Here is a 12313-nt window from a genome sequence, read left to right as displayed (position 1 = left end):
TTGCCGCCGCAAGCGCTCACATTTGAGGGGTGGACGCAGAATTCGGAAAAACCGTACGCTAAGCCCGGTTAGTGGCATAGAGCCCTAGAGTGCAGCATGTCACGCAGTGAATAGTTCCTACTCGACTGCATCTGCTAGGCTAGTTTGCTGGAGTGTGGCAGCAAGGGTAGCAAATCCGTTATATAACACTTTGTCATTGTCAAACGGCGTGCTGATGCTTGCCCGGATATATTGAGGAACCGCGCCTCTCCCAACGGCAAAAGCTTCAGCTGCAGCCACTAGGTGGTTTTTCTGACGCAGCTCGATTTCCACTTCTGAAGCTCTCCAGGGCTCGGGCACCTCAATCCAGAAATGCGGACTATGGGGATGGGTTCTAACATTCAGCCCACTCAATAGCCCCGCCACGAGGTCTTTACGCCTGCGGATCTCTGCAACCTGCTGCTTAAGCAACGCCTTCGCGCTACCGTCTTCGATCCACAAGCTGGCGAGCTCGAACGTCAGAGGTGTGGCCATCCAGCACGTGGCGCGCAGTGCGGCAACCAAACGGTCGATCAACTGGGCCGGAGCGTAAATGTAGCCCACTCGAAACCCCGCTGCTACGGCTTTACTCAGGCTGGAAAGGATGACCCCTCTTTCCGGCGCATACTGGCTGAGTTGAGGTGGACGATCCTCAACAAACACAGCATGAGCCTCATCTTCGATAATGAACAGGTTGTGGCTCCGGCAGATCGTTGCGATTGCTTCCCTTCTCTCTGCGCTCAATACTGCGGTTGTCGGATTCTGAATGGTGGGTGTGCAATACAGGGCCGATACCCGGTTCTTTCGGCAAATCTCTTCGAGTGACTCCGGGATCAGGCCCTGATCGTCCATCTCTGCGCCCAGCAGCCTGATGCCAAGAAAACGAGCCGCAGAGATCAAGCCTGGATAGGTTAGCTGCTCAGTAACCAGAGTGTCCCCAGGCCGAAGCAATGCCATGAGTGCGCACAGCAAGCCGTGTTGGCCACCATTGACGCAGAGAACTTGATCAGCATTAGCTTCGAAGTTATCCGTTGAGAGCCAGGCCGCGCCAGCGCGGCGATAGCGTGACAGACCTGCTTCAGGGGTATAAAGCGCAATCTCATGAAGCGTCTGCTGATCATCGGCCAGGCGCCTCAGAGCTTCGGCCAAGAGTATCGTCTCCTGCCCTGGAATATGCATATTCCGGCTCATGTCAACACGCTGCAAAGGCTTCTCAATGAAGTTTCGAAAACCCTCCTCGCGCTCCCGTTCCATACTCCGTTTGCTCACAAATGTTCCATCACCCACACGAGCCTGGACCAGCCCCATGCGTTCAAGTTCCTCGTAAGCACGGCTGATGGTTCCAGGCGTGACACCGAGTTGATCGGCTAGCCTGCGGTGTGGAGGCAACTTGGTTCCTTCTTGAAAAAAATCATCAGAAATTTTTTCTTCGAATGCATTAGCCAATCGCATGTATTTCGTGCCTTGGCCAGCAATAAGAGCCTCTTTAAGAAATAACACCGTGTCAATGTTTGGTTTGACACCCATATTTCATCCCTCTACGCTAATTCACACAATTATTTACACATTTGAACGAATTGTAGCACTATTTCAGCTCAAGCCAAAAGGAATGACATCATGTCAATGTCTGAAGCAATCAGCGCGCCAAGTAAATATCCTAAACTGTGGACGGCTAAAGTGGTGACATCCGTTCTGTTCTTGATCGTCTGCTTGAGCTGGGGAACGACTTGGCTTGGAATAAAGATCGCTGTTGAGAGTGTCCCACCAATCACATCCTCCGGTGTTCGGTTCCTGATCGCCTTCCCGATGTTCCTGGTATTCGCCTTGATACGCCGGGAGCCCATTTGGTTCCCGCGAGAAAAGACGGGGTTCTTTGTGTTTGTGATCTTGACCTACTTTACTCTACCTTACTACCTACTGAACTTCGGCGAAGTGCACGTATCTTCCGGCTTGACCGCGTTATTGTTCAGCACGATGCCTGTTTTCATTCTCATATTTTCTAGGATCTTCCTAAAGGAAAGAATTTATTTCTCGCAGATAGTTGGTATAGGTATAGGATTCGGTGCCTTGTTTATGATCATCAGATCTCAGGGCCTGTATCTTGATCACGCAGATTTTGTTGGTATTGTCGCCATCTTGGCAGCGGCAGTGATGCATGGGCTTTGCTATGTGATCACTAAGAAGAGTGGCGCTGAAATCAGTGTGATTACCTTCAACACTCTACCTATAGGTATTGCAGGGCTATTGCTGACAGTTGCGGGCTACGCTCTGGAGAGCCCCGATTTTGCAGCGGTGTCAATCAGGTCATGGAGCGCACTCGCGTATCTTGGTTTAGTGGCCTCGATTGGCGGCTTTATCGTGTACTTCTTTCTTTTGAAGCGCTTGAGTCCAGTCATCCTCTCCTTTGTATTCATTATCTTTCCTGTCGTGGCTGTGGCCATTGGCTCGTGGTATGAAGGGCGGCCGATATCACATGACCTTGCCCTTTACTCAGGAATATTGCTGACAGGATTTGCAATTACAAAACTCCCCATTGAAAAACTCTTTACCAAAAACACTTAATCAATTGGCGAAAACATGGACGTTTTAAATTTTGACAACTTGGAACGAATCTACAGCCACGCCTCTGGTGTGTATCCAGAGGAATGCTGTGGCTTTGTTTTTGCCGACGGAACCATTCATCTCGGAACAAATATTCAGAATGAGTTAAATCAAAGAAACCCTGATACATATAAGCGCAATGCCGCTAATGGTTATACCTTCTCGGTTCTTGGTACCGTGGCGCTAAATAAAAGTTTTCGAAGTGATAATCCTGCCGTAGTCATTTACCACTCTCATCCCGACGTCGGTGCGTACTTCAGCACTGAGGACCGAGATAAGACCTTATTCAGGCTACCAACCAACTAAAAACGAGGGCCTCCTGATGACGAAGACTAGTCAAACTCTGCAGATATTCGATGATGCTCCGTATCAGACGGAATTTACTGCAAGAGTGGTGGAAATTAGAGAAACAGCAATCGCCTTAGATAAAACTCTTTTCTATCCAACCGGGGGTGGTCAACCGGGGGATATTGGCCACCTATTAATGCCAGATGGAACACCCATAGTGGTGAGAGAGACATTCAGAGACTCCAAAAACAAGAATCTCATCTGGCATGAGATTGCTGCCCAGCCTGAAAAAATCGAAGCCGGGCTTATGGTCACTGGCTCAATCAATTGGGAGCGCAGGTATCAGCACATGAAGATGCATACATGCCTCCATCTACTTTGCGCGATTGTCCATGCTCCGGTAACTGGCTGCAGTATTAGCCCTGATAAGGGCAGACTGGACTTTGACTTGCCCGACACATCGCCAGACAAGGAGGTCGTAACGACACAGTTGAACGAATTGATCAATGCCTCTCGCAATGTGACGATCAGACGCATCTCTGCTGATGATAACGATCAGGTGCAGAAGTTAACCCGGACGCAGTTGGTTGCCCCGCCGGTCATTGCCGGAGCCGTACGAGTGGTTGAAATACCCGGTGTGGACGTCCAACCCTGCGGTGGCACTCATGTGCGTAATACCGCCGAAATAGGTGCCGTTGTGTGCAGCAAAATTGAAAAGAAAAGCCGCCACAACAGGCGAATTATCATTAGATTTGCTTAATGCTAACAAATAAAGATAGGTGGCGGGCAGTCGCCATCTATCTCGCCCCCTACGAATGCAAGAAAAACCTTCGCGTACGATTTTTTCCGAGTTCTGCGTCCGCCCCTTTGACAGCGTTTTATTGCTGCCAGGGGTCGCCGCGGGTATTGCCAACTTTAGGTACTTCCATGTGCATAGCGGCTTTTGCCATCATGTTGGCGCTTGGCGGTGCGGTCAGCAGCAAAAAGACCATAATCAGAATCTCCACGAAGCCTGTGCCCACCGGCTGGTTGGCGAACCAAATCATCGACGCTAATGCCATAGCTCCCACGCCCACGGTGGTGGCCTTGGTCGGCCCGTGCAGGCGGGTAAAAAAATCGGGCAAGACCGTTAGCCCGATGGCGCCCACCAGTGTAAATACGGCACCCAGCAACAACAGGGCTGCGATAACGAATTCGATAAACAGGTTCATTGTTGTGTCGTCTCCTTTGCAAAGCGCCTGGCGCCTCGCTCTGCACCCTTGTTATTCAATAACGCTGCCGCGTTTCAGATATTTGGCCATAGCCACCGTGCTGACAAAACCCATGACGGCAATCAGCAACGCGGCCTCCAGGTACAGACGGGTGTTCAACGTAATACCCAGAAGAATGATGAGCGCGATGGCGTTGATGGCCAGAGTATCTATGGCCAGAACCCGGTCTGGGGCATGTGGGCCAACAATCAGACGATACACGTTAAGCAAGGCCGCAATCACCACCAGGGCGATGGATATCTTCAAGACAATCACAATCATTGGAACATCTCCATCAAAGGCTTTTCATAACGATTGTGAATGGCCTCAATCACTTCTTCTGCGGTTCGGGTGTCTAGCGCGTGAATCAGCAGAATCTTGTGATCATCACTGATATCGGCGGTCACCGTGCCGGGTGTCAGGGAAATGGTGCTGGCCAAAATAGCGATAGCCTGTGGGCAGTCAAGCTGCAGCGGGTAGCTGATAAACATCGGTTCCGGCCGGCGCGGGCTGATAATCAGCCAGGCCACTTCAAAGCTGGCAATCACGATGTCCCATAACACCAGCAGCAAATAACCCGGTAAACGCCAAGCCTTGAACACCGCCGGGCGCTCAGGCCAGAAGCTTTGGGTGAGCTGCGGAATACCCCAGGCCAGTATCAAACCCACAACCACGCTTCCACCGCCAACGCCATCGGCAAGCAACTGCCAGATGCTGAACAGCAGAAGGCTTAGCCAGGGTTGCGGGAAACTCAGGCGATCCAGCATTACGAACTCTCCTCAACCATTGGCGCCTGCAAAGTCTGGATATAACCACGGGTGTCCAGCAGCTGCACTGCAGTGGCGTTGGTATAGGCACTGATAGGCCCGGCCAGTGCCACCATTAATACGCTCATACCAATCAGCGCGCCGGTAGAAATGGCCAGCAACGGCGTTACCGGGGTGCTGTTTTCAATTTCGCCTTCAATATTGCGCCAAAATACCACACTGCCGGCGCGGCTATAGGCAATCAGAGTGAAAAAGCTCCCCGTGAGAACCGTACCCCAAAGCCACGCCATTTCCACGCCGCTGGTGGTGGATTGCAGAATCATCACTTTGCCAAAGAAACCGCTTAGTGGTGGTAAACCTGCAGCGGACACCGCGCCAAAGAAAAACAGCGAGCTAAGCAGGGTTCGATGACGAATCTGCGGCGCCATAACGATTTTGTCAGAAGCGGATCCGCGCTGGCTGCGCACCAGCTCAATCAGCAAAAACAAACCGCCCACTGTCCAGGTAGTGCTAAGCAAGTAGAACAGGGCCGCAGCCAGGCCTTTTTGCGAGCCCAGCGCGATGGGTGCCAGTATAGTGCCAACCGAAATGACCAGCTGCCAGGTCACCAGGGTGCGCAAGGTTTGTGCGCCCATAGCGCCAATAACGCCCATAATAAGGGTGGCGAGCGCTAGCGGGAAAAGCCAGTTCATGCCCAGATTAGCCATCTCGCCGGCGTTGGCGCCAAAAATCAGCGGGTAAACCCGGATAATCCCGTAGATACCGACTTTGGTCATAATGGCAAAAAATGCAGCGACCGGCGCGGTAGCGCTGGCATAGGCCCGTGGTAGCCAGAATGTCAGTGGCAACACCGCTGCTTTAAGGGCAAATACCACCAACAACAGCATGCCACCGGCTTCGACCAGAAAACGTTGGTCGCCGCTGACCTGTGGCACTTTCACGGCCAGGTCGGCCATATTCAATGTGCCGGTAACGCTGTAAATCATGCCCACGCTGATCAGAAACAACGACGAACCCACCAGGTTTAATACGACATAATGCAGCCCTGGCGTTGAGCGCGTGCTTCCACTGCCGTGCATCAGCAGTCCGTAAGAGGCAATCAGCAGAATCTCAAACGCAACAAACAGGTTGAACAGGTCGCCGGTCAGAAAGGCGATATTCAGGCCCATCAGCTGGAACAGGAACAGGCTGTGGAACTGGCGCGTACCTTCGTCGGCACCCCCGATCGAGAACAGATGGCACAGCAGTGCCAGCGACGCCGTTAGAACCAACATCATGGCCGCCAAACGATCCAGCACCATCACAATGCCGAAGGGTGGCTGCCAGTTGCCCATGGCGTAGACACGGTAGGTGTCGTCGCTGGCCAGATTTAGCAGAACAATGGCGGCGGCCAAGGTCAGAACCGAGGTAATAATGGCCAACACCCGGCGCAACGGCATGGGCGCGTAGCCTACAAATATTTGCAGAATAGCGCCCAGTAGCGGGATCAGAATCGGAGCAAGCAGCCAGTGGGTCATAGTGGCCGACGCTCCCGCGCATGCTTGGAAGCCGGCGTACGCTTTTTCGGGTCGCCGTCTACGTGATCATTACCGTGGTCGGCCAGGTTGCGCAGTGATAACACCACCACGAATGCGGTCATGGCAAAGCCGATAACAATCGCGGTTAACACCAGCGCCTGGGGCAATGGGTCTGCGTACTGGTCAGCGGTGCCCAGAATCGGCTGGCTGCCGGTGGCCAGGCGCCCGCTGGCGAACAGGAACAGATTTACCCCGTACGACAGCATGGTCAGGCCCAGCACCACCGGGAACGTGCGGGCGCGCAGCAGCAGATATATTCCGCCGGCGGTGAGCGCACCAATGGCGAGTGCGAATACAAGTTCCATTATTCGGTCTCTCTTTGAGTCAGGGTAGTCGTGTCAGCGCCGTAGCTCGACTCGCTGTTTACAGGACGGATAGCGGAATGGGGGTTGATGCGGCCTACACTGACCAGCATCAGCAGTGTGGCACCCACCACCGCCAGGTACACACCCAGGTCAAACACCAGCGCCGAGGCCAGCTCGAACTTACCCACCACCGGCCAGGTGATATAGCCGAATGTGGAGGTCAGGAACGGATAACCAAACGCCAGGCTGCCGGCGCCAGTAATAACGGCAAACAGCAGACCTAGCGCAATCACATTGTGATAGCGCATGGCGATGCGGTCTTCGGTCCAGGAAAAGCCACTGGCGATGTACTGAAGAATCAGCGCAACGGCGGTTATCAGCCCGGCAATAAAGCCCCCCCCTGGCAGGTTATGACCGCGCAGGAATATAAACGCGGATACCATCAGCGCCATTGGTAGCATCGGACGGGCAATCTGTTTGAGCATGGTGGGGTGGCTTTGGCGGGCCCATGCGTGGCCCAGGCCGTCGCCCGGAGGCGGCGTAAGTGTCGTGTTTTTGAGCATTGCAAAAATGCCCAACGCTGCAATCGCCAGCACTGAAATTTCACCCAAGGTGTCGAAGCCGCGGAAATCCACCAAGATCACATTGACCACGTTGGTACCACCACCACCTGTTTTGCTGTTTGCCAGAAAGAACTCGGAAATCGAACTGAACGGCTGGGTCAGAATGGCCAGGGTAATTATGGTCATGCCGCTGCCGGCTAACAGGGCTATCCCCATGTCACGAACGCGGCGACCACGGCTGCTCTCAACGGGTGTCCATGAGGGCATGTAGTAAAGTGCCAGCATTAACAGCACAACGGTGACGACTTCTACCGACAGTTGGGTCATCGTCAGATCTGGCGCCGAGAAACGCACAAAGGTGAGCGCGGTTAACAACCCGACGACGCTGATCAGTACCAGCGCAAAGAAGCGTTCACGGTGCATGGCTGCAGTGGCCAGAGCGCTGGCAATCAGAACCGCACCCAAAGTTGCCGTGGGCCAGTCCACCGGGGTTAGCCCGTTGCTGCCAATAAAAAAGCCCATTTTGCTGATCGGTAAAAATGCCACGGCTAAAGCGCTGACAATTAGCAGCATAACGTAGCGCTGCAGCGAGCCGTTCTCTGTGGCGGCGGTAAACCGGTTGGCCCTGAGGCCAAGACTGAACACCACTTTTTCAAAGATCGCTTTTTCATCAATCTCGCGGAAGCGGTCGTGAAAGGCAAAGAAACGCTCGCGCTGGCTGTACATCAGCAAACCGCCAAAGAACGCCAAAAAGCTCATAAACAGTGGCAGGTTAAAACCGTGCATCACCGCCAGCCGATAGTCCGGCGCCGGCACGCCCAAGGTTGCGGAAGATGCGGCGTAAAGCAGGGGGCCCACTGATATGGCCGGGAACATACCCACCATCAGACAGGCGAACACCAATATTTCCACAGGGATCTTCATATAGCGCGGCGGTTCATGAGGTGGGTAGATGGGCAAATCTACCGGCTTGCCGTTAAAGAACACGTCGTGGATAAACCGGGCGGAGTAAGCAACCCCGAAAATGCCGGCCAGGGTCGCCACAATGGGCGGCAGCCAGGCCCAGTAACCGGGTAGGTTAAGTGCCAGAGACTCGGCGAAAAACATTTCCTTACTGAGAAAGCCGTTCAGCAGCGGTACACCGGCCATTGAAGCCGCTGCCACTATGGCCAGGGTGGCCGTGTGGGGCATGAATCGCCAAAGCCCGTTTATACGGCGCATGTCGCGGGTACCGGTTTCATGGTCAATAATGCCGGCCGCCATGAACAGCGAGGCCTTGAACGTAGCGTGGTTGATGACGTGAAACAGGGCAGCAACCGTGGCGAGTTCCGTGCCCATGCCGAGCAACAGAACAATCAACCCCAGATGGCTAATCGTGGAGTTCGCCAGCAAGCCTTTGAGGTCGTGCTTGAACATGGCGATATACGCGCCCAGCAGCAGCGTTGCCATGCCGGTAAAGCTGACCATGTAAAACCATTGTTCGGTACCTGCCAGCGCCGGATACAGCCGCGCCAGCAGGAATATACCGGCCTTTACCATGGTGGCCGAATGCAAGTAGGCCGATACCGGCGTAGGCGCCTGCATGGCGTGGGGCAACCAAAAATGGAATGGAAATTGGGCCGATTTTGTGAATGCACCCAGCAGTACCAGGGTGAGCGCAACCGGATAAAGAGCGTGTGCTTTGATGATGGGCCCTGCGGCCAGCACATCGTCCAGCTCGTAGCTGCCGACAATCTGACCAATTATGAGAACACCTGCCAACAGGGCCAGGCCACCACCGCCGGTAACCGTCAGCGCCATGCGGGCACCGCGCCGCGCGCCTTTTTTGTGGGTCCAGAAACTGATCAGTAAAAACGACACCAAGCTGGTGATTTCCCAGAAAATCATCATCAGCAACAAATTGCTGGACAGCACAATGCCAAGCATTGAGCCCATGAAGCACAGCAGCAGGCCGTAAAACTTGCCAATGTTTTCTTCAGGTTTCAAGTAGTAGCGGGCGTAAAGAATGATCAGGATACCAATCACCAGAATCAGCAGCGCGAACAGCAGTGACAGGCCATCCAGGCGGAAACTCAGCGACAGCCCGATCGCAGGTAGCCATTCGTAGGTGTGCAGGACAACACCGCCGTCTGCCAGTGTTTGCCAGTGGGGGAACAACGCGGCGAGCGCAATCAGCGCGGGAACGGTTGACGCAATAGCGATGGCTGTGCGCCCGCCTTGCGCGAAAAGTGGTGCGGCCATGGCGCCTAAGAAGGGCAGTAAAACAACCAGGGGGAGCGACATCGCAATCTCAATTGTAGGTGTAGGACAGAAAAAGATGGTACCAGCGATCTATTACCAACGGGCTATCACCAGCGAGCTAGCACCCGTTAACGATGAGCTGCCTAATGCCGTGGAGGGTCTGGAAAATAGGGAAGCTTGCCACGATAGCGGGCGATGTCATCCAGGCGAGGTAGATCTGATGTAAACCAGCAGTTGTGCGACCTCTCCGTCATGATTACTCCGTATAAAAAATATCAAAAGAATGATACGTGCCGCAGTCTGAAGGTCAAGGAACTTGTGGCCTGGCGCTATAACCGCGCTCATGTTGGCGCCATGTTAAAGAGTGGCTATCCAGCGGTTATCTGTGGCATAAAGAGCGCAGCAATTTTAAAACGGCCGTATGAAAATGGCCCAAAGCCGGAGACCGCGTAATGACCGATACCCTGATTGACCGTCGCGACCTGTCGTTCCAACTTTACGAAGTACTGGGTATTGATGTGTTGGCGGAGCGCGAGCGTTTTGCTGACCACAGCCGCGATACCTTCGATGCCGTCATCGAGACCGCTGACAAAATGGCGCGGGAGACATTCGCCAATCACAATCGGGCCGCCGATCAGGACGAACCCCGGTTTGTGGATGGCAAGGTGGCCATGCTGCCACAGGTAAAACAGGCGTTTGACGCCTATGCCCGCGCTGGTTTCATTGCCGGTCGTTACGATTACGAGCTTGGCGGCATGCAGCTGCCGGAAACGGTCATGGCGGCCTGTAACGGCTTTTTTACCGCGGCGAATCCCGGCACCGCGGGCTACCCGTTCCTGACCACCGCAGCGGCAAACCTGATTCGAGTGTTTGGCAATGAATCTCAGAAGAGCCTGTTTCTGCCGCCCATGCTCGATGGTCGATACGCCGGCACCATGGCCCTTACCGAACCCCATGCGGGTTCGTCGCTGGCAGACATTCGCACGTCGGCTACGCCTGACAACGCTGGTCATTACTTGATCAAGGGCGCGAAGATATACATCTCCGGTGGTGAGCAAAACATCACCGAGAATATCGTACATATGGTGCTGACCAAGATAAAAGGTGCGCCGGCCGGTGTGAAGGGTATTTCACTTTTTATTGTGCCTAAACTCCGTTTGAACGAAACCGGCGGGTTGGGAGAACGTAACGGTGTGGCTTTGGCCGGCTTGATTCACAAGCTGGGCTACCGTGGAACCACCTCTACTGCCTTGAGTTTTGGTGACGACGCCGAATGCCACGGTTACCTGGTGGGCGAGCCCCATCAGGGATTGAAGTACATGTTCCAGATGATGAACGAGGCCCGTGTTGGCGTGGGCTGTGGCGCGGCGGTGATTGGTTACCGTGGTTATATGCACAGCCTGGCCTATGCCAAAGATCGTCTGCAGGGGCGCCGGGCAGCGGATAACAATCCGCAAAGTGAACAGGTGCCGATTATTGAGCACGCCGATGTCAGGCGCATGCTGCTGGCCCAAAAAGCCTACAGCGAAGGTGGATTGGCGCTGTGCCTTTATGGCGCCCGGCTGATGGACGACCAGAACACTCACCCGGAGCCGCAAAAACGCCAAGAAGCCGGGCAACTGCTGGATCTTCTGACCCCGGTGATTAAAGCCTGGCCGTCGGAATATGGCCCCAAAGCGAACGATCTGGCGATTCAGGTATACGGCGGTGCAGGTTACACCCGAGAATATCCGGTGGAGCAATGCTGGCGTGATAACCGGTTGAACCCGATCCACGAAGGCACCAATGGCATTCAGGCACTGGATCTGCTGGGCCGCAAAGTGTGGCAGAACCAAAGCCATGGCTTGCAGTTGCTGCTTCAGGCCATGCAGGCCGATCTGCAAGCCGCCACCAGCGCCCGCTGCGAGCCCTGGGCTCTGTCACTCAGCGAGACTCTGCAGCAGGCGGTAAAAGTGACCCAAAGCCTGGGTAAAACGCTGATGGCCGGTGAAACCGAGCAGACCCTGGCCAACGCCTCCTGCTATTTGCACTTGTTCGGTCACATCTGTGTGGCCTGGATGTGGCTGCGTCAGGCCAATGCTGCCGCGGTAGGGTTGAGCAATGCCAGCAACGATCGAGAACGCCATTTTTATGAGGGCAAGCTGCAGGCCGCACAATACTTTTTTCACTGGGAATTACCCACTGCTGCCCATGACCTGGTCCTGCTGCGAAACATGGACGATACCTGCTTGGCCATGAAAACCGAGTGGTTCTAGCACCTTGCCCGATTAACCAAAGGGTAACCCTTGTGTAATTGTGTTATTGCGGGGTCACAGCGTAATCTGAGCGCAGTTTCCAATTACGATCAGTGGAGAATTCTCATGAAAAAAGTAACAATTAGCGCATTGGCACTGGTGTTGACTTTGGGCCTGGCGGGTTGCAGTTCTGACGATGACGAGACGGTAGATATGGACGAGGCCGGCGATAACATTAGCAATATGGCCGATGACGCCGGCGATTCTGTTGAAGAAACCTATGAAGACGCTACCGGGCAGAACGATAGCGCCGGGGAAGAAATCAAAGACAACGTCGGAGATGCCGGTGAAGAAGTCGATGAAGCCGCAGAAGAAGCTGGGGATGACGTGGAAGATTCTATGGACGACGTGACCCAGTAAGCATCAGCACAGTTCGAAAAACCGGAGCCATGGCTCCGGTTTTTTTTGT

The 12313-nt window shown here is 54.2% G+C and carries 11 protein-coding genes and 1 pseudogene; 5 read left to right on the top strand and 7 right to left on the bottom strand.

The annotated features are described in order from the left end of the window. Positions 1 to 117: 117 nt before the first annotated feature. Positions 118 to 1545, bottom strand: coding sequence for a PLP-dependent aminotransferase family protein (locus ATG98_RS02505; RefSeq protein ID WP_098419357.1), 1428 nt, complete (start codon positions 1543 to 1545; stop codon positions 118 to 120). Between the two features lie 90 nt (positions 1546 to 1635). On the opposite strand from ATG98_RS02505, the gene ATG98_RS02500 reads away from it, so the two are divergent. The 3 genes and pseudogenes from ATG98_RS02500 (at position 1636) to ATG98_RS02490 (ending at position 3667) form a co-directional block, all read left to right on the top strand. Beyond that, positions 1636 to 2580 (top strand): DMT family transporter, encoded by a 945-nt coding sequence (locus ATG98_RS02500; RefSeq protein WP_218925827.1) that lies wholly within the window; start codon positions 1636 to 1638, stop codon positions 2578 to 2580. Between the two features lie 15 nt (positions 2581 to 2595). After that, a pseudogene (locus ATG98_RS02495) lies at positions 2596 to 2907 on the top strand (Mov34/MPN/PAD-1 family protein); the annotation flags it as partial. Between the two features lie 31 nt (positions 2908 to 2938). Further along, positions 2939 to 3667 (top strand): alanyl-tRNA editing protein, encoded by a 729-nt coding sequence (locus tag ATG98_RS02490; protein ID WP_098421708.1) that lies wholly within the window; start codon positions 2939 to 2941, stop codon positions 3665 to 3667. 118 nt (positions 3668 to 3785) lie between these two features. On the opposite strand, the gene ATG98_RS02485 is transcribed toward ATG98_RS02490, so the two are convergent. Genes ATG98_RS02485 through ATG98_RS02460 form a run of 6 tightly spaced genes read right to left on the bottom strand, consistent with a single transcriptional unit; the run spans position 3786 to position 9652 of the window. Next, positions 3786 to 4118, bottom strand: coding sequence for a Na+/H+ antiporter subunit G (locus ATG98_RS02485; protein ID WP_098419355.1), 333 nt, complete (start codon positions 4116 to 4118; stop codon positions 3786 to 3788). A 51-nt stretch (positions 4119 to 4169) separates the two neighbouring features. Then, on the bottom strand, positions 4170 to 4439 hold the full coding sequence (locus ATG98_RS02480; RefSeq protein WP_098419354.1) for a K+/H+ antiporter subunit F: 270 nt from the start codon (positions 4437 to 4439) through the stop codon (positions 4170 to 4172). Continuing rightward, positions 4436 to 4924: a Na+/H+ antiporter subunit E gene (locus tag ATG98_RS02475; RefSeq protein ID WP_098419353.1), complete on the bottom strand. Its 489-nt coding sequence runs from the start codon at positions 4922 to 4924 to the stop codon at positions 4436 to 4438. Before ATG98_RS02475 ends, ATG98_RS02480 begins: the two co-directional genes overlap by 4 nt. Continuing rightward, positions 4924 to 6441, bottom strand: coding sequence for a monovalent cation/H+ antiporter subunit D (locus ATG98_RS02470; RefSeq protein ID WP_098419352.1), 1518 nt, complete (start codon positions 6439 to 6441; stop codon positions 4924 to 4926). Before ATG98_RS02470 ends, ATG98_RS02475 begins: the two co-directional genes overlap by 1 nt. Beyond that, a complete protein-coding gene (locus ATG98_RS02465; RefSeq protein WP_098419351.1) occupies positions 6438 to 6806 on the bottom strand; it encodes a Na+/H+ antiporter subunit C in 369 nt (122 codons plus the stop codon). The genes ATG98_RS02470 and ATG98_RS02465 overlap by 4 nt, the downstream gene beginning before the upstream one ends. Continuing rightward, positions 6806 to 9652, bottom strand: a complete 2847-nt coding sequence (locus ATG98_RS02460) for a monovalent cation/H+ antiporter subunit A (protein WP_098422069.1) — start codon at positions 9650 to 9652, stop codon at positions 6806 to 6808. The genes ATG98_RS02465 and ATG98_RS02460 overlap by 1 nt, the downstream gene beginning before the upstream one ends. A gap of 410 nt (positions 9653 to 10062) precedes the next feature. Between ATG98_RS02460 and ATG98_RS02450 the strand changes: the two genes are divergently transcribed. Together ATG98_RS02450 and ATG98_RS02445 are read left to right on the top strand one after the other, a co-directional pair. Then, the gene (locus ATG98_RS02450) at positions 10063 to 11865 is read left to right on the top strand and encodes an acyl-CoA dehydrogenase (RefSeq protein ID WP_098422068.1); all 1803 of its coding nucleotides are present in this window, start codon (positions 10063 to 10065) and stop codon (positions 11863 to 11865) included. Positions 11866 to 11970: 105 nt separating this feature from the next. Beyond that, on the top strand, positions 11971 to 12264 hold the full coding sequence (locus tag ATG98_RS02445; protein WP_098419347.1) for a hypothetical protein: 294 nt from the start codon (positions 11971 to 11973) through the stop codon (positions 12262 to 12264). The last annotated feature ends 49 nt before the right edge of the window (positions 12265 to 12313 follow it).

The sequence above is a fragment of the Marinobacter sp. LV10R520-4 genome (genome assembly GCF_002563815.1).
Lineage (GTDB): Bacteria > Pseudomonadota > Gammaproteobacteria > Pseudomonadales > Oleiphilaceae > Marinobacter.
Note: the sequence above shows the minus strand (reverse complement) of the source record. Positions and strands in the feature narration are given on the sequence as shown.